General features: G+C 34.7%; 18 protein-coding genes. 17 read left to right on the top strand and 1 reads right to left on the bottom strand.

Annotated elements, in window-relative coordinates; translation table 11 throughout:
- Positions 1-22 precede the first annotated feature (22 nt).
- Complete coding sequence (locus PP176A_RS07735; protein WP_071139894.1) at positions 23-400, top strand: hypothetical protein; 378 nt, start codon at positions 23-25, stop codon at positions 398-400.
- A gap of 180 nt (positions 401-580) precedes the next feature.
- On the opposite strand, the gene PP176A_RS07730 is transcribed toward PP176A_RS07735, so the two are convergent.
- Positions 581-991, bottom strand: coding sequence for a helix-turn-helix domain-containing protein (locus PP176A_RS07730; protein ID WP_071139893.1), 411 nt, complete (start codon positions 989-991; stop codon positions 581-583).
- A gap of 225 nt (positions 992-1,216) precedes the next feature.
- Between PP176A_RS07730 and PP176A_RS07725 the strand changes: the two genes are divergently transcribed.
- The 16 genes from PP176A_RS07725 to cbiT all read left to right on the top strand — a co-directional run bounded on the left by PP176A_RS07725 (position 1,217) and on the right by cbiT (position 17,165).
- Positions 1,217-1,432 (top strand): helix-turn-helix domain-containing protein, encoded by a 216-nt coding sequence (locus PP176A_RS07725; protein ID WP_071139892.1) that lies wholly within the window; start codon positions 1,217-1,219, stop codon positions 1,430-1,432.
- A gap of 473 nt (positions 1,433-1,905) precedes the next feature.
- Positions 1,906-3,603 carry a peptide ABC transporter substrate-binding protein gene (locus PP176A_RS07720; RefSeq protein ID WP_071139891.1) on the top strand — a complete coding sequence of 566 codons (1,698 nt, stop codon included), beginning with the start codon at positions 1,906-1,908 and terminating at the stop codon, positions 3,601-3,603.
- Positions 3,604-3,681: 78 nt separating this feature from the next.
- Positions 3,682-4,620, top strand: coding sequence for an ABC transporter permease (locus tag PP176A_RS07715; protein ID WP_071139890.1), 939 nt, complete (start codon positions 3,682-3,684; stop codon positions 4,618-4,620).
- 46 nt (positions 4,621-4,666) lie between these two features.
- A complete protein-coding gene (locus tag PP176A_RS07710) occupies positions 4,667-5,587 on the top strand; it encodes an ABC transporter permease (protein ID WP_071139889.1) in 921 nt (306 codons plus the stop codon).
- Positions 5,588-5,600: 13 nt separating this feature from the next.
- The gene (locus tag PP176A_RS07705; protein ID WP_071139888.1) at positions 5,601-6,620 is read left to right on the top strand and encodes an ABC transporter ATP-binding protein; all 1,020 of its coding nucleotides are present in this window, start codon (positions 5,601-5,603) and stop codon (positions 6,618-6,620) included.
- Positions 6,620-7,582, top strand: a complete 963-nt coding sequence (locus tag PP176A_RS07700; protein WP_071139887.1) for an ABC transporter ATP-binding protein — start codon at positions 6,620-6,622, stop codon at positions 7,580-7,582. Before PP176A_RS07705 ends, PP176A_RS07700 begins: the two co-directional genes overlap by 1 nt.
- A 307-nt stretch (positions 7,583-7,889) precedes the next feature.
- Positions 7,890-9,494 (top strand): ATP-binding cassette domain-containing protein, encoded by a 1,605-nt coding sequence (locus tag PP176A_RS07695; protein ID WP_071139886.1) that lies wholly within the window; start codon positions 7,890-7,892, stop codon positions 9,492-9,494.
- 101 nt (positions 9,495-9,595) lie between these two features.
- The gene (locus PP176A_RS07690) at positions 9,596-10,957 is read left to right on the top strand and encodes an MATE family efflux transporter (RefSeq protein WP_071139885.1); all 1,362 of its coding nucleotides are present in this window, start codon (positions 9,596-9,598) and stop codon (positions 10,955-10,957) included.
- A gap of 170 nt (positions 10,958-11,127) precedes the next feature.
- Positions 11,128-11,442 carry a PRD domain-containing protein gene (locus PP176A_RS07685; protein WP_071139884.1) on the top strand — a complete coding sequence of 105 codons (315 nt, stop codon included), beginning with the start codon at positions 11,128-11,130 and terminating at the stop codon, positions 11,440-11,442.
- Between the two features lie 208 nt (positions 11,443-11,650).
- On the top strand, positions 11,651-12,208 hold the full coding sequence (locus tag PP176A_RS07680) for a GNAT family N-acetyltransferase (protein ID WP_071139883.1): 558 nt from the start codon (positions 11,651-11,653) through the stop codon (positions 12,206-12,208).
- A 99-nt stretch (positions 12,209-12,307) separates the two neighbouring features.
- Positions 12,308-13,681 (top strand): cobyrinate a,c-diamide synthase, encoded by a 1,374-nt coding sequence (locus PP176A_RS07675; protein WP_071139882.1) that lies wholly within the window; start codon positions 12,308-12,310, stop codon positions 13,679-13,681.
- Complete coding sequence (gene cobO / locus PP176A_RS07670; RefSeq protein ID WP_071139881.1) at positions 13,682-14,197, top strand: cob(I)yrinic acid a,c-diamide adenosyltransferase; 516 nt, start codon at positions 13,682-13,684, stop codon at positions 14,195-14,197. It abuts the gene before it with no gap.
- Positions 14,198-14,217: 20 nt separating this feature from the next.
- The gene (locus PP176A_RS07665; protein ID WP_071139880.1) at positions 14,218-14,841 is read left to right on the top strand and encodes a precorrin-8X methylmutase; all 624 of its coding nucleotides are present in this window, start codon (positions 14,218-14,220) and stop codon (positions 14,839-14,841) included.
- A gap of 8 nt (positions 14,842-14,849) precedes the next feature.
- Positions 14,850-15,965 (top strand): cobalt-precorrin-5B (C(1))-methyltransferase CbiD, encoded by a 1,116-nt coding sequence (gene cbiD, locus PP176A_RS07660; RefSeq protein ID WP_071139879.1) that lies wholly within the window; start codon positions 14,850-14,852, stop codon positions 15,963-15,965.
- Positions 15,962-16,582, top strand: coding sequence for a precorrin-6y C5,15-methyltransferase (decarboxylating) subunit CbiE (cbiE, locus tag PP176A_RS07655; protein ID WP_071139878.1), 621 nt, complete (start codon positions 15,962-15,964; stop codon positions 16,580-16,582). The genes cbiD and cbiE overlap by 4 nt, the downstream gene beginning before the upstream one ends.
- Positions 16,575-17,165 carry a precorrin-6Y C5,15-methyltransferase (decarboxylating) subunit CbiT gene (gene cbiT / locus PP176A_RS07650; protein WP_071139877.1) on the top strand — a complete coding sequence of 197 codons (591 nt, stop codon included), beginning with the start codon at positions 16,575-16,577 and terminating at the stop codon, positions 17,163-17,165. Before cbiE ends, cbiT begins: the two co-directional genes overlap by 8 nt.
- Positions 17,166-17,170: the final 5 nt, after the last annotated feature.

The following is a 17,170-nucleotide window of genomic DNA, read 5'->3' as shown; positions in this document are numbered from 1 at the left end:
TATTTGGGAGAGGATTTAGGATATGATTGGGAATAAATATTTACAAGCATTATTTGATTATCCTGATGAAGATACGAGTTTTAATCAACTGATTGAGATATTAAAATACAAAGATATAAAATTTATAAATAGTCTGAAGAAACCGGTAAATATAGATTTATGCAACGATAAAGAAATAAAGTATTTAACTAAAGCATCGGCGTTAATAGATTATTATTTACAAACAAATAATATAGAGGTTCCGGATTGGATTAGAAATGAAAAACTAAGATTTGACAGGCCCTATTATCACACCAAAAGAATAAGTGACTTTGAAAAATTTAAGTTACAATATACCAATCCTTCACCGTTTAAAGCAAGAAATGTTTATTTTGATTTAGATAGTATTAAAAGGGTTTAGGGACAGTAAAGTAACTTTACTTTTAAGCCAAGCTTTTGATAAATAGAATTTAAAATTTATAAGATAGTTCGATATCCCAAAATATGTATACAAATACAGGGATTTGTTCAGCATGGACAAGAAAATAGGAGAGGCCACTAAAAAAGTATTCTTTTAGCGGCTTCTCTTTTTTTCCTGCTCCTACTTATCAATGTTTTTAGATATGGATTTAACGAAATCCCAGGTTTTTAAAAAAATATCGATCCTTTTAGCAGAACTATTTTTAAGTTCATAAATAATGTGTTTAATTTTAGGATTATTGTTTAGAATTTTTATTATTTCATAATCTTCTGTATTATAACAATATTCTTTTTTATCGCTGCTTTCCTTTATAAGCTGACATTGATTGTTAGATTCTCCTAATAGATATGACATATTTGTGTTCAACTTATCAGCAATGATTTTCAAAGTTTGGATAGACGGATTGGTTCTTCCTCTTTCTATATCGTTGATATAAGAATGAGATAAATTACATATTTTGCCAAATTTTCTTAAGCTGTATCCGCTTTCCTTCCTTAAATATTTAACTTTTATACCTAAATTATCTATCATCAGGCTCACCCTTCTATTTTCGTTAATAACGTACATCTATAATAATATCATAAAAAAAATATCATCATACATTATGTATGTACGTTTATATATTACGGAAATTTATGTAACAGTGAGTAAATAAAAGAAATATGTTGATAAAGGTAAAAAAACGGACTATATTAACTTACAACATTATTGCAATATGTAAATATATAACATACATTTAAGTAAGGGGGATGTCCGGTGAATAAAATACAACTTGGATATATTATAAAAGAACATAGGCTTAAAAAGGGGCTTACTATTAGAGAATTATCAAAAGCAACCAATATATCTGTTGGATTTATTGGCGATATAGAAACTAACAGAAGCAGACCTTCCTATGAAAATTTAGTCAAATTAGTTCGGGTTTTGGAAATACCGATAGAAGATATTTTTAATATTAAAAGGAATAGTTAATTTAAATGCATATTAATTGTAAAACCGTGGTTACCAAACTATGGGAATACCACTTTGAAGTGGGTTGTATTTTTTGCACTTGATTATTATCATATTAATTAAACGGAAAATTAAAGAATTCAAAAATACCTGCAGAAATCAGATTAAAGCTTTAAAACTGATACAAAAATTATTCTGAAATGAGCAGAAAATATTTATCATATAGTAATTCTGGACTAAATAGGTCCCTGTAATATTACACATTTCCTCGCTTTACTGAACATAAGTTACTTATCGTTAAGGAAGGTATATGGTATAGAATTAATAAAAATATGTATATATAATTTTAATTAGAAAGAATCTTTGTAATTATGAATGAATAATATGCAGACTTTGTTTTAAAACCGATACGAAAATTATTCTGAAACGAATAATTTTGTATATAAATTCAGAATTTACGAAATATCAGAAAAATTATTAAAGGGGGAGTTGAATTGAAAAGCAAGAGAATATGGGCAGTAGTAATGGTGGTTGCCTTATTGGCTGTGACCTTGACGGGTTGCGGAGAAGAAACAAAAAAAGCAAATAACCCTGAAGGCGAAAAAACTGAAACGGAAAACAAAATAGACGACGAACAATACATAACAACGACTACAGACGAACCTCAGGCGATTGATCCGTCAAAGAGCAGTGATGTATATTCATCACAGATTTTAAATGAGATAACGGAAGGATTAGCAAGGGTAGAAGTGGATGAAAACGGAACAGATGTTTATAAGCCGGCAGGTGCCGAAAAGTGGGATGTAAGCGATGACGGGCTTGTATGGACATTTCATCTGAGAGATTATAAATGGTCTGACGGGAAAACGATTACGGCAAAGGATTTCGAATATGGGATTAAAAGAACTGTTGACCCGAAGGTAGCTTCTACCTATGCATTTTTATTATATCCTATAAAAAACGCCCAAGTATGTAATACCGGAGAGAAGCCTTTGGATGAATTGGGAGTTAAAACGGTAGACGATAAGACCTTGGAAATAACTTTGGAAGGACCATGCGCATATTTTGAAAAATTGCTTGCGTTTAAAACCATGTATCCCCAGAGACAGGATCTTGTGGAGAAATGGGGAGACAAAAGCGGAACCGAAGCTGAGTATACAATATCCTGCGGGCCTTTCAAACTAACCGAATGGACTCATAAAAATCAACTTGTTCTGGAAAAAAACGAAAATTATTGGGATAAAGATAATGTTAAATTAGATAAATTAACGTACAAAGTCGTAGCTGATCCAAATACAAGAGCCAATATGCTTTCCAGTGGCCAGTTGGATATGGCTGGAATAACACAGTCGGAATGGGTTGAAAAATTTAAAAAAGATGAGAACTTGAATTATACAAGTCGGTTCCGTGCGACAACTGCATATGAGTTTTATAATCAGGAGGATAAGCTTTTCAAGAATGCCAATGTAAGAAAAGCATTCTCTTTAGCCATGGACAGAGAGGAAATAGTTGATGTTTTGTACTACGGGATAGCGGGACCTGCTTACGGATTTGTACCGCCTGATATGACCATAGGAGACAAACAATACAGAGAAGTAGTCGAAGAACCTCTGAAAAAATTGGCGGAAGAAAACCCGGATCCAAAGGAATTATTGATAAAAGGGTTAAAAGAACTTGGGATGGACCCGGACCCGGGTAAAGTAACCGTTACTATGTTAGAGTCAGGGACGAGTGCTGAGAACAGAAGATTTGCGGAATATTTCCAGCAAAAATATGAAACGACACTTGGGATAAACGTTGAAGCGGAGTATGTAGATTGGCCTGTATTCTTGGACAGAACAAACAAAAAAGACTATCAGGTTGCAAGTATGGCATGGACAGGTGATTATAATGATCCTATGACATTTTTGGATATGTGGGTGACAGGCAGTGGCATGTCACAGGTATCATGGTCAAATAAGGAATATGATGATTTGATTAAGAAAGCACAGAAGAGTCTGGACGATGAAGAAAGGCTCGAATGTTTCAAACGTGCCGAAGAAATCCTGTTATGTGATGATGCGGTTATTTCACCATATGTGTATATGAAAAATAGTACATTTAAGTATAATTACGTAAAAGGTACTATGAGTCCGTTGTTTGCATCTGGAATGGAATTTAAATATGCATATACTGAAGGCAGAGGGAAATAACTTTTCGGTAGTTTATGCGGCTATTTAGCCGCATAAACTACTTGAATTGTATTTTGATGTATAAATGGAGGAAATAATATGCTCAGATATATTTTAAAGAGAGTTTTATACATGATATTTACATTGTGGGTTGTAATTACCATCACGTTTTTTTTAATGCATGCAATGCCGGGAGATCCTCTGGCTTCATTGGCTCGAAAATTACCGGAACAAATAAGGATTAACTATTATGCCAAATACGGATTGGATAAAAGTGTTCCCCAGCAATATGTGAGGTTTTTGAAGAACGTATTCCATGGGGATTTCGGAGAATCTCTGACATATCCCGGACGAAGTGTTACCGGCACTATAATAAAACATGCTCCCATATCCGGCAGGTTGGGAATTCAGGCTTTGATTATCGGAGTTACCGTAGGTATAATACTTGGAATCGTTGCCGCGTTTAAAAGAAATAAATGGCCTGACCATCTGGTTATGTTTATAGCAATATTGGGAGTCTGTCTTCCGAGCTTTGTTTTGGCAGCTTTATTGCAATATGTGTTTACCGTCAGATTTGAATTGCTGCCTACTGCCGGATGGGGAGGTACAAAGTTTACGGTACTTCCTACCATTGCGTTATGCTTTGGTTCAATAGCAACTTATGCCAGGTATATGAGGTCAAGTGTTCTTGATGTAATAGGTCAGGATTATATTTTGACAGCTCAGGCAAAAGGGGTTTCCACCGGAAGCTTGGTATGGAAACATATTATAAGAAATGCAATTATTCCGGCTATAACTATTTTAGCACCTCAGATAGCAGGGGTATTTAGTGGTTCTTTTGTTATAGAAAGTATCTTTGCTATTCCGGGTATAGGTTCGGAGTTGGTAGGTTCAATCAATAACAGGGATTTTAGTATGATAATGGGTTTAACCATTTTTTATTGTGCGCTGTATATAGTATCCTTGCTGGTAGTAGATATCTTATATGGTGTTGCCGATCCGAGAATGAGGGTCTCTGCTGATGCTGATAATAAGTAAATGTGGGGTTAATTATATACCATATAAATGATTGGAGGGAAACTCAATGACAGAAATGATAGATGAAAAGTTCAAAATCATTGGCTGCGAAGATGCTAATAGTGAGAAGATAGCAAGGCCTACTATAACTTATTGGCAGGATGCTTGGAGAAGGCTGAAAACAAATAAGACGGCAATGGTGGCAATGATAGTACTTATAGTTTTGATTATGATGACAGTAATAGGTCCAACCTTGACCCCATATTCCAGTGATCAGATAATTGTTGAGGACAGGAATGAAACGCCCAGTGCTGAACATTGGTTTGGAACCGATGAACTTGGAAGGGATATATTCACCAGAGTGTGGAAAGGCGGAAGAGTTTCAATGCTTATCGGTGTGTTGGGAGCTTTGGTCGTATCGGTTATAGGTTGTATTTATGGCGGGATTTGTGCTTACCTTGGAGGCAATGTAGACAATATAATGATGAGAATAGTGGAAATATTGGTAAGCGTGCCGTATTTGATAGTAGTTATTTTGATTTCATTGATAACGGAAAGCAAAGGTGTGGGTTCAATACTTATTGCTCTTACTATCACCGGATGGTGTGGAACGGCAAGACTTGTAAGAGGTCAAATACTTCAGATAAAACAGCAGGAATTTATAATGGCAGCCCGTGCTCTCGGAGTAAGTTCTTGGAAAATAATTATAAAGCATTTAATTCCCAATACAATAGGTACAATTATCGTATCTATTACTTTTGATATTCCGGGATTTATATTTGCGGAATCATTTTTAAGTTATATAGGATTAGGGGTCCAATCTCCGAATACAAGTTGGGGTGCTATGGCCTCCGCAGCACAACAAAATTTAATGTTTTATCCATATCAATTGTTTTTCCCCGCAGTAATGATAGCTTTAACGATGTTGTCGTTTACTTTGTTAGGTGACGGATTGAGAGATGCTCTGGATCCGAGATTAAGACAGTAAGGAGAATGAGAAGATGGAAAGAATATTGGAAGTAAATAATTTAAGCGTTTCGTTTCATACTTATGCGGGGGAAGTAAAAGCTGTTCGAGGGATAAATTTTTCCTTGGATAAAGGAGAAACCTTAGCTCTCGTCGGGGAATCGGGATGCGGAAAAACCGTAACTGCAAAGGCATTGATGAGATTGAATCCGGAACCTCCGGGAGAGATAAAGAAGGGGTCGTCCGTTAAATATGACGGAGAAGAAGTACTGAATATGTCTAAAGAAAGATTGAAAAAGCTGAGAGGGGCAGAGATTAGTATGATATTTCAGGATCCCATGACATCCTTGAATCCTACTATGAAAATCGGGGATCAGATAGCGGAAAGTTTAAAAATTCATAACAAACTTAATAAAAAGGAATCTTTGGATAGAGCCGCTAAAATGTTGGCGACGGTTAATATACCTGAGCCTAAGGAAAGAATCAATAATTACCCTCATGAATTTTCGGGAGGAATGAGGCAGAGGGTAATGATAGCCATGGCCCTTGCATGCAATCCGAAGATACTTATAGCAGACGAGCCTACCACTGCCCTTGATGTAACGATACAGGCTCAGATTTTGGAATTATTAAAAAATCTTCAGAGTACCATGAATACAGCCATAATCTTGGTAACTCACGATTTAGGTGTTGTAGCAAACTTTGCCGACAGAATAAATGTTATCTATGCGGGACAAATAATTGAGGAAGGTACGACGGAGGAAATTTTTTATGAAGGAGAACACCCTTATACATGGGCTCTTTTGAGTTCGGTTCCGAGATTGGATATAGAGAGTAAAAAGGAGTTGTATTCACTGGGAGGGACTCCGCCTGATTTATTGTTACCGTTGGAAGGCTGTCCTTTTGCTTCCCGATGCAGATATTGCATGGGGATATGCAGAGAGAAAATGCCTCCGAAAACCGAGATAAGTGAAAACCACAGTGTAACATGCTGGTTGAAGCATCCTTCCGCGCCAAGGATTGAGAAACCGGATCTTTTAAGGAGGGCTCAATAATGGTTAATATGCATGAAGAATTAATCCAAGTCAGCAATTTAAAAAAATATTTTAATGTTGGCAAGAAATCGGTATTAAAAGCGGTTGATGATGTCAGCTTTTCCATAAAGAGGGGAGAAACCTTAGGTTTAGTAGGGGAATCGGGATGCGGGAAGACCACCTGCGGCAGAAGCATTATAGGATTGTATAATATTACCGCAGGTTCCGTAATATACGATGGTGAAAATGTCCACCAACTAAAGAAGGATGAAAAATTAAAATTTAAGAAAAGGGCGCAAATTATATTTCAGGACCCCTATGCTTCATTGGATCCAAGAATGACAATAGGAGATATTATAGGGGAAGGAATGGATGTCCATCAATCCTATAGTGAAAAAGAGCGTACCGAAAAAATACATGAACTATTGGGATTAGTAGGATTAAACAACGAGCATGCCTTGAGGTATCCCCACGAACTTTCGGGGGGACAAAAACAAAGAATAGGGATAGCCCGTGCTCTTGCGGTAGAACCGGAATTTATTGTATGTGATGAGCCTATTTCGGCGTTGGATGTTTCCATTCAAGCTCAAATAGTAAACTTGCTTATACACTTACAGGAGAATTTAGGATTAACATACTTGTTTATATCACATGATTTAGCCATGGTAAAACATATTTCGGATAGAGTAGGCGTTATGTACTTAGGGTCTATAGTTGAAATATCGGAAAATACAAATTTATACAAGAAACCTTTACATCCCTATACTCAGGCTTTAATATCAGCCATAAACATACCGGATCCGGGCATTGAAGAAAAGAGGAAGAGAATTAAATTGGAAGGAGAAGTTCCAAGTCCGATAAATACTAAGCCGGGTTGCAAATTTGCAAGCAGATGCAGGTATGTAAAAGATATTTGTAGAGAAAAGGCGCCTGAATTAAAAGAGGTAGGAAGAGATCACTATGTTGCGTGCTATTTAGTATAAAACTTCGTACTCTATTATTAATAGCATACCCTCATAAATATAATATAGCTCTTATTTATGTATTATTATACAAAATAAGAGCTACATGATATGAATGTTTTGATAAAGGGGCAGGTGAAACCATTGAAAAAGGCTAATTTTTAGTGGTTCCACCTGCCCCTTGTTAATAGATATTATATGGTATGTCAATAATATTGACATACCATATAATATCCCATCTTTGTTCAAGGGGTTTCCCATATGGAATCCGGGAATGTTTTAAATTGTGCCAAAGGTTGTTTAAGAGCAGCAGATTATAGGAGGTAATATGAAAAATTATTTGAAAAAAATACGAAAGGAATTAGCAATATTTACAATTTTAACATTTTTATCATATTTCTTTTATTCGTTAATTCCATATTATACAAAAATTCTTTTTGAAGGTGAATACCAAAAATCAATAATTGGGTATACCGTATATCTTAGTGCGTATGTTATTGCAGCTTATTTTTGTAATATAACTCAAACCAGATATAAAGTAGAGTTTGACAAGGTTTTAAAAGAGGATTATTTCAATAAAGTTATTAGTTTAAATTATGAAGATTTTTCAAAGAAAAAGGTCGGAGAATATATATCTTTTCAAGCTAATGATATTACAAAAATAGGAAACGATTATTTAGCGCCGTTAATGGGAATTATTACTCAAACAATCAGGATAATTACATATTTTATAGTTATAACTATATTATTGGATATTAAAGTAAGCTTAATTTTAATCGTTGCATCGTTTCTCGGCGTAATGTTTCCAAAATCTTTAGGAGCTGAAACGGCTAAAAGACGGGAAAATTATTTGGACTGTCAAAATCACTATTATTCCAGGATTGAAGAATTATTTAATGGATTTAAGGTTATTAACTTTAGAACTATAAATAGGATTAAAGAGAATCACGATGAAAACTTGAAAAGAGTTTTGGACGAAAGGTATAAGTACGGAAAAGCTAATGGTTTAATGTGGGCTTTAAACGGCTTAGGGTCAGAAAGTTTAAATTATATTATATTTTTATATTTAGCTTATTTAACATATAAAGGCAATATTGAGGTAGATTTTGCGATAGCCACTTTTCAATACTCTCAAAGTTTGATGGAACCGGTACATGAAATACTTTATTATATAAACATGGTTAATTCTTCAAAAGGGTTGCTTAATTCATTTTTGAATTTTGTTAAAGCTGATAATGAAAAAGATGAAAAAGTTGCCATAGATTCTTTTAAAGAAATTAGTATTAATAATCTAAATAAAAACTATGAAAAGTTTAGCTTACAAAATATAAATTTAGATTTAGAAAAAAATAAAAAATATGCACTAATCGGTTTAAACGGTTCAGGGAAAAGTACATTGTTTAATATCTTATCTTCATATATTAAAGAATATTCGGGGCAAATTAAAGTTGATGGTAAAGATATAAACAAAATTGAGACAAGCTATTTAATCGGAATTATGAATCAAGACGAATATATATTTTCACAAAGTTTTAATGATAATATTACTGTTTTTGACAGCTATGAAAATAAAGATGATAACATATTTATTGAAGATGCAGAAAAATTAAAGGAAAGTAATAATTGTAAAGTTTTAAGCGGGGGAGAAAAGAAGATAATGGGATTATGCAGATTAATTAATACAAACACCCCGATTATCTTATTAGATGAGCCCTTATCGGCAATTGATGAAAGTAAAAAAGAGGCTTTGCTTGATAAAATTTTATCTTTACACAAAACCGTTGTAATGATAACCCATGACATAGGTGAAAATTTAAATAAATTTGACAGGATTTTATTTATGAAAAGCGGAAAGTTAATTTATAATTTACCTTATGAAGAAATAAAAGATAAAGAAGAGTTTAAAGTATTGCAAAATTCAATGAGTATATAAAGAAGACTGATTTTATGCCGAGATATCAATGATATTGACAAAAACGGATAATTGATATACTATCAGAAAATAGTGAGAAATTTAAATTTGGAGCAGATAAGATGAAGCATGACACAGTAAATAAATATAATCTTGCGGAAGGTGTAATTTGGCAACAAATACTGATTTTCTTTTTTCCGATTTTATTCGGGACTTTCTTTCAGCAACTGTATAATACAGTCGATGCTATAGTTGTGGGAAGATTTGTCGGTAAAGAAGCATTATCGGCAGTTGGGGGAACAACCGGCACACTTATAAATTTATTGGTTAATTTTTTTGTTGGGATATCTTCCGGAGCGACAGTCATTATCTCACAGTATTACGGTGCCAAAAAACATGAAGATTTAAACACTGCCGTTCATACCGCTATAGGCATGGCAGTAATAGGAGGAGCTTTTATCATGGTAGTGGGGTTTTTAGCATCCCCAATTGCATTAAGGGCTATGAATACACCGTCCGATGTCATTGAATATTCAATAATTTATATACGAATATATTTTACGAGTATGATAGCAAACTTGATATATAATATGGGTTCCGGAATTCTCCGTGCAGTGGGAGATTCTAAGCGTCCTTTATATTTTTTGATCGTAAGCTGCTTTGTAAATATAGTACTGGATTTATTGTTTGTTATAGTATTTGGATGGGGAGTTCATGGTGTTGCAATAGCTACTGTTTTGTCACAGTGCGTAAGTGCTGTGCTGATACTTTTGGCCTTGTCAAAAACAGATGAATCCTATCAGATTCAATTTAACAATATAAAGATACATGGAGATAAACTTGATCAAATTTTTAAAATAGGTTTACCGGCAGGATTGCAGTCAGTTATGTACAGTATAGCAAATATGGCTATTCAAGTATGCATAAATTCATTTGGTACTGATACTGTGGCTGCATGGACGGCATTCAGTAAAATTGACGGATTATTTTGGATGATGATGGGTGCATTTGGAGTATCAATAACAACCTTTGTGGGACAGAACTACGGGGCTGAAAAGATGGACCGTGTTAAAAAAGGAGTCCGCCAATGTTTGAGTATGTGTATGCTTTCAGCCGTTATTTTAAGTATGGTGCTGTATTTTGCCGGGCAATATATATATTTGATGTTTACGGCAGATACGGCAGTCATTGAAAAGGGGATGGAAATTTTAAGATTTTTGGTGCCGACTTATTTTACATTTGTATTTATAGAAATATTGTCCGGTGCCTTGCGTGGAATGGGGAATTCATTAGTTCCGATGCTCATTACTTGTCTTGGAGTTTGTGGGCTGAGGATTGTTTGGATATTTTGTGCAGTTCCGATCAAGCCGGATATTAAGACCGTTGTTTTTAGTTATCCTCTTAGTTGGGTTGTGACATCTGTTTTATTTATATTTTATTACAGACATTTTGTGAAAAAGATTAAAAGTCAAGCTGCTGCATAATTATGATGAATACATAAAAATGCAGAACTGGAATCAAAACTTTATATGTAAGGGATAAATAGAGAGCACTGAAAAAATATTTTTTCAGTGCTCTCTATTTATTTTTTTATCAATTAACTATTTAATCGTTTTAATTGGTACTGGTATATGTACATTAGTTTGTACAGGTAATGCTTATTATCATAAAAATCAGACTAAAAAATTATACAGAAAATAATTTAAACAGAAAAGTTAGTGGCAAGGCATATACCGGTTTAATGATACATATCTCAATAATGATAAAAAGAATGCAGTTAAAGGGGGAAATATACATTTTCAATATAAATTATGAATATATTCAGAATACAGAGGAATATAAAATATCCAGGAAAGTTGTAGAGAGAATTGAGAAAAAGTTCATCATAATTGTTCTTCATCTAATAATGACTAATTTAAAAGCACCAAGAGATGCATTCGGAGAATCCGGAAATCCTGATGAATTATAGAAAAACACGGGTTAACAGAGAAAAATATTGTGTCTAAAGCTTTAGACATATTGGAAGTGTAAACTTTTATTAATTATTTTTCTTCGGGTAAGAGTGATATTTATTTTTTCTGCTTTTCGAGTTATAATATTCTTAATTCCTAATAAACTTCCATATATTTTTATACCAATTCCATTTCCTTTCCTTGCATATCAAAGGAGGATTATTTATGAATATTGATTTATCCAATTGTATTTTAAAAGGAGAAAAATTAAAGGACGGAAAAAAGTTAACAGTAAGAATACCTAAAGTTGAAGATGCAGAGAAAATGGTGGAATACTGTAACACGGTAGGAGGAGAAAGCGACAATTTAACCTTTGGCAAGAATGAATTTCATCTTAACGTTGAACAGGAAGAAGAGTATATAAGAAATTTAAAGAACAATCAAAATTCCTTTACGATATTGGGGATTGTAGATAATACCATTGTGAGCATGGCCAATATTGTTGGCTTAAAGAAGAAAAGGTTTGTTCATAACAGTGAAATAGGCATTTCAGTAAGGAAGGATTATTGGAAAAACGGTATAGGAAGTATAATGATGGAGGAATTAATAAAATTTGCAAAGGAAAAGGGAATGAGAAATATAAGTCTCGGAGTCAGGGCGGACAACAAAAATGCCATAAAGTTATATGAAAAATTTGGATTTCAGCAAGTAGGTTTACATAAAGATTACTTTAATATAAATGGAGTTTTCTATGATGAAATATTAATGGACCTGTACATTTAAATTAATCTGGGATTAAATATAAACATGAGATTAAAGTTAATTTACTGTGGACAAGGGTATAGGCATTTTGTCCACATATATAATGAGGTGGATAATTAGATGAGAAGAGTAGTTATAGCCGGTACTCACAGCGGTTGCGGGAAGACCACGGTAAGCTTGGGAATAATGGCAGCTTTTACGAAAAGAGGGAAAAAAGTTTCGCCTTTTAAGGTGGGACCTGATTATATAGATCCCGGCTTTCATCAATTTGTTACGGGAAATTTTTCGTATAATTTAGATAGTTATCTTTTAGACAGTGACACTATAAGGTATCTGTTCAACAAAAGTACATGCGGAACTGATATAAGTATTATTGAAGGCGTAATGGGAATGTACGACGGGTTTGGAACGGAAAAGGATAATGGGAGTACTGCCCATGTGGCTAAAATTATTAAGGCGCCGGTAGTGCTGGTAGTTGAAGCTAAGGCAATGTCTTCAAGTGTAGCAGCCCTTATAATGGGTTATATGATGTATGATAGAGATGTAGAGATTAAGGGAGTGATTTTTAATCAGGTTTCAGGTCAAAAGCATTATGACATGTTGAAGTCAATTGTTGAAAGAGAGCTGAAAATAAAATGCTTGGGATATCTTCCGAAGAAGGAAGACATATCCTTGAAAAGCAGGTATTTAGGCCTAATCCCTGCTCAGGAAGCAGAAGAATTAAACAAAAAAGTAGATAGACTGGCAGAATTTACAGGGAATTATGTTGATTTAGATGCCTTAGAAGATATAGCAAATGCAGAGGACCTTAAACCCGTAAATAATCCTGCCGAAAGTGTGATGTCTGAATATAAAGGCCTTAAAATAGGAGTTGCTATGGATAAAGCCTTTAGTTTTTATTACCGTCACAACTTACAGTTGATGGAAGAGACGGGAGTTAAACTCTTACCTTTTAGTCCTATATCAGATTCCAAAGTACCGGATAAGATAGACGGACTTTATATAGGAGGCGGTTTTCCTGAGGTATTCGGAAAGGAACTGGAGGAAAATGTTTCTATGAGAGAAAATATAAAATCGTTTCTTGATAAGGGGCTTCCTGCCTATGCAGAATGCGGAGGGTTGATGTACCTTACTAAAGGAATAGTGGATTTACAAGGCAAATATCATGATATGGTCGGATTTTTTAACGCCGAATCTGTAATGACTGATAAATTGAATCATTTCGGATATGTTGATATTGAAACTAAAAGTGGGATCAAAATAAGAGGCCATGAATTCCACAGATCATATGTAAAAGAAAGTGAGAAATTGGATTATTACTATAATATAACTAAACATAGAGAAGATTTTACAGACTGTTGGAAAGGCGGGTTAATGAAAAATAACGTAATAGCAGGGTATCCTCACATTCATTTTTATAGTAACTTGGATTTCCTCAAGGAGTTTTTAAACAGATGTTTGAAGTTGAAAAATAATTTAGGCGGAGGGAGATAAATGGAAAAAGGTTATGTTCATGTATATACCGGTAACGGTAAGGGAAAAACCACTGCGGCTTTAGGCCTGTCCCTTAGGGCTGTATGTGCCGGGAAGAAGGTATATTTCGGGCAGTTTATAAAGGGAATGAAATACAGCGAGCTTGAAAGTCAAAAATTCCTTCCCAATTTTGAAATACATCAGTTCGGGCGAAATTGTTTTATATTTAATAAACCTACGGAAGAGGATATAAGATTGGCTAAAGAAGGATTGGAAACCTGCAGAAAAATTTTATCCGGAGGTTTATATGATATAGTTGTATTGGATGAACTCAATATAGCTGTATATTATAATCTGTTTACAATTGACGAAGCAATTGAAGTTATCAAAGACAAAGCGCCTCACGTTGAGGTTATAGTAACCGGCAGGTATGCAGATGAAAAGCTTATAGAGTTTGCGGATTTGGTTACGGAGATGAAAGAGATAAAGCATTATTACAAAAAAGGAGTACCTGCCAGAAAGGGAATAGAAAATTGATTTAGTTGGAGGGAAAAGATATGTTGAAAGAATATATAAAAGATCCCAAAGAAATAGAGCGCAAAAGCTTTGAAATAATAACAAAAGAGTTGGGAGATAAAACATTTGAAGAAAGCATGGGGAAAATAGTCAAAAGGGTAATTCATACGACGGCTGATTTTGAATATGCCGATTTGCTTGAATTTCATCCGAAAGCTATTGAGACAGGGAAGAAAGTATTAAAAGAAGGATGTAAAATATATGCGGACACTCAAATGATCATAGGAGGAGTAAATAAGAATAAACTTTCTCAGTTTGGAATAAGCATTGTAAATTTTGTTCATGACGAAGATGTGGTAAAAAAGGCTTTAGAAACTGGTGTTACAAGATCTATAATAGCTTTGGAAAAAGCAGCTTTGGATAAAGACATAAGGGTATACGCAATAGGAAATGCACCTACAGCCTTACTTACTTTAGAGAGGCTCATCGAAGAAAAAAAGGTAAAACCGGATTTAATAATCGGAGTGCCTGTGGGATTTGTCAGTGCGGCACAATCTAAAGAATCTATAAGGGATACGGGTATACCATATATAATATCGAGAGGCAGAAAGGGCGGAAGTACAGTTGCTGCAGCTATAATTAATGCCTTTTTATATATGATATAGGAGATATTATGTTAGAAAAGTATATAATAAAAGACGGCAAAAAATTACGATATGGTTATACTACAGGCTCCTGTGCTGCCGGAGCTGCTAAAGCTGCCGCTAAAATGCTCTTTTTTCAAAGAACGGTAGATAATATAGAGATAGATACTCCGAAAGGATGGAAACTTAATCTGAAAGTGGAAGAACCGTCCTTTGATTCTGATAAGGCAGTTTGTTGTATAGTAAAGGATGGGGGAGACGATCCGGATATCACCAACGGATTGAAAATATATGCCCGAATTGCTAAGAACTCCGAGGGGAAAATAAATATAACGGGAGGCATAGGTATAGGTGTTGTAACTAAACCGGGACTATCGGTTCCGGTGGGAGAATATGCAATAAATCCGGTGCCGAGAGAAATGATAACAAAGGAAGTAAGGAAAGTTATTCCCGATAAGGAAGGTGTAGATGTCAAGATATATGCTCCTGAAGGCGTTGAAGCAGCAAAAAAAACTTTTAACGGGAAACTGGGAATTGAAGGAGGAATATCGATAATAGGCACATCGGGAATAGTTGAACCTATGTCTGAAGAGGCTCTTAAAAGTTCTTTGGAGCTGGAACTGTCTATGCTGAAAGAACAAGGGGTTAAAAGGATAATATTTTCACCAGGAAATTACGGCAGGGATTTTGGGATAGATTATGGTTTAGATGAAAAATTAATAGTTAAGATCAGCAATTATGTAGGCTTTATGATAGATAAGGCTGTCGAATATAATATGGAGGAAGTTCTTTTTATAGGTCATATAGGAAAACTTGTAAAGGTGGCAGCAGGGATATTTAATACTCACAGCAAGATAGCAGACGGAAGGCTGGAAACTTTGGCGGCAAACTGTGCACTCTTAGGAGCATCTCAAGAGTTAGTGAAGAAGATAATGGAAAGCAATACTACGGAGGAAGCTGTGGACTATATTTCGGCAGATAATATGGATAAGGTGTTTGATTTTATAGCACAGAAAATAAGCAAAAAGTGTGAGGAAAGATCTTATGGTCGGATTAAATTCGGTACATTGATATTTTCCTTAAACCATGGTATGCTTGGTGTATGTGACAAGGGATTAAAAATGTTGGAGGAATTTAAAATATGAATAAGATATCCGTAGTCGGATTGGGGCCGGGTCATCCCGATTACATACTGCCCAGAGCTTTGAAGATTATAAATCAGTCGGATATAATAATTGCCGGAAGAAGAAATCTTGAAAGCATAGATGCCGAGAAAAAAGAAATTTTTGCTATAGGTAATAATTTGTCTCAGATGATAGAATTTATAAAAAAGAATAGAAGAATTAAAAAGATAGCCATAGCGGTTTCGGGAGATACGGGTTTTTACAGCATGCTCAGATATTTAAAAAAATATTTTTCTGCTGATGAGTTAGATGTAACAGCAGGATTAAGCTCTGTTCAGTATATGTTTGCAAGAATAGGCCAAAGTTGGGAAGACGGATATTTTACAAGTTTGCACGGCAGGGAAAATGATTTCTCGAAAGAGGTTAAAGAATATAATAAAGTTGCTATTCTTACGGATAATAAATGGACTCCCGATAAAATTGCTCAAACATTATTGAATAGCAAAATCAGTGATAAAATAATGTATGTGGGAGAAAATTTATCCTATGAAAATGAAAGAATAACAAGAGGGAGCATTGAACAATTTACTGCTAAAAGGAAATACGATATTTGTGTGGTGATAATCAGCAATGAGTAGATGGAACTATAGGACGGCAGGAATACCCGATTGTTTATTTAAGCGCGGGAATGTGCCTATGACTAAGGAAGAAGTAAGGACGATTACCATAAGTAAATTGAGGTTAAATAAGGATAACAAAATAGTTGATATAGGAGCAGGGACAGGCTCTATATCCATAGAAGCCGCTCTGATAGCAAATGAAGGAACAGTATATGCGGTGGAGAGAAAAAGGGAAGGTATACAATTAATTAAGGAAAATGCAAGCCTTTTTCAGGTAAAAAATATTTTTACAATAGAGGGGGAAGCCCCGGAAGCCCTGTCCGAAATAGGAAAAGTAGACAGAGTAATATTGGGAGGGACAGGCGGAAATATAAAAGGTATATTTGAGTGGGTGGAAAACAACCTGAAATCAGGAGGCAGGATAGCGGCCAACATGATTACAATAGAAAATTTGTATAAATCCTTAGAGCTTATGAAGTCGGGGAGTTTTGATAATATAGAAGTAATAAATTTGTCAGTGTCCAAAGGAAAGAATGTAGGTAATTTAACTATGATGGAGTCGCGGAATCCAATATATATTATATATGCAGATAAAAGGTGATAATT

It is taken from the genome of Sporanaerobacter sp. PP17-6a (genome assembly GCF_900095615.1).
Lineage (GTDB): Bacteria > Bacillota > Clostridia > Tissierellales > Acidilutibacteraceae > Acidilutibacter > Acidilutibacter cellobiosedens.
Note: the sequence above shows the minus strand (reverse complement) of the source record. Positions and strands in the feature narration are given on the sequence as shown.

What these genes read in the sequence shown, in the direction of transcription:
- PP176A_RS07735 (WP_071139894.1), top strand. Translation starts at nt 23, where the DNA reads ATGATTGGGAATAAATATTTACAAGCATTATTTGATTATCCTGATGAA.
- PP176A_RS07730 (WP_071139893.1), bottom strand. Translation starts at nt 991, where the DNA reads ATGATAGATAATTTAGGTATAAAAGTTAAATATTTAAGGAAGGAAAGC.
- PP176A_RS07715 (WP_071139890.1), top strand. Translation starts at nt 3,682, where the DNA reads ATGCTCAGATATATTTTAAAGAGAGTTTTATACATGATATTTACATTG.
- PP176A_RS07710 (WP_071139889.1), top strand. Translation starts at nt 4,667, where the DNA reads ATGACAGAAATGATAGATGAAAAGTTCAAAATCATTGGCTGCGAAGAT.
- PP176A_RS07705 (WP_071139888.1), top strand. Translation starts at nt 5,601, where the DNA reads ATGGAAAGAATATTGGAAGTAAATAATTTAAGCGTTTCGTTTCATACT.
- PP176A_RS07700 (WP_071139887.1), top strand. Translation starts at nt 6,620, where the DNA reads ATGGTTAATATGCATGAAGAATTAATCCAAGTCAGCAATTTAAAAAAA.
- PP176A_RS07695 (WP_071139886.1), top strand. Translation starts at nt 7,890, where the DNA reads ATGAAAAATTATTTGAAAAAAATACGAAAGGAATTAGCAATATTTACA.
- PP176A_RS07690 (WP_071139885.1), top strand. Translation starts at nt 9,596, where the DNA reads ATGAAGCATGACACAGTAAATAAATATAATCTTGCGGAAGGTGTAATT.
- PP176A_RS07685 (WP_071139884.1), top strand. Translation starts at nt 11,128, where the DNA reads ATGCTTATTATCATAAAAATCAGACTAAAAAATTATACAGAAAATAAT.
- PP176A_RS07680 (WP_071139883.1), top strand. Translation starts at nt 11,651, where the DNA reads ATGAATATTGATTTATCCAATTGTATTTTAAAAGGAGAAAAATTAAAG.
- PP176A_RS07675 (WP_071139882.1), top strand. Translation starts at nt 12,308, where the DNA reads ATGAGAAGAGTAGTTATAGCCGGTACTCACAGCGGTTGCGGGAAGACC.
- cobO (WP_071139881.1), top strand. Translation starts at nt 13,682, where the DNA reads ATGGAAAAAGGTTATGTTCATGTATATACCGGTAACGGTAAGGGAAAA.
- PP176A_RS07665 (WP_071139880.1), top strand. Translation starts at nt 14,218, where the DNA reads ATGTTGAAAGAATATATAAAAGATCCCAAAGAAATAGAGCGCAAAAGC.
- cbiD (WP_071139879.1), top strand. Translation starts at nt 14,850, where the DNA reads ATGTTAGAAAAGTATATAATAAAAGACGGCAAAAAATTACGATATGGT.
- cbiE (WP_071139878.1), top strand. Translation starts at nt 15,962, where the DNA reads ATGAATAAGATATCCGTAGTCGGATTGGGGCCGGGTCATCCCGATTAC.
- cbiT (WP_071139877.1), top strand. Translation starts at nt 16,575, where the DNA reads ATGAGTAGATGGAACTATAGGACGGCAGGAATACCCGATTGTTTATTT.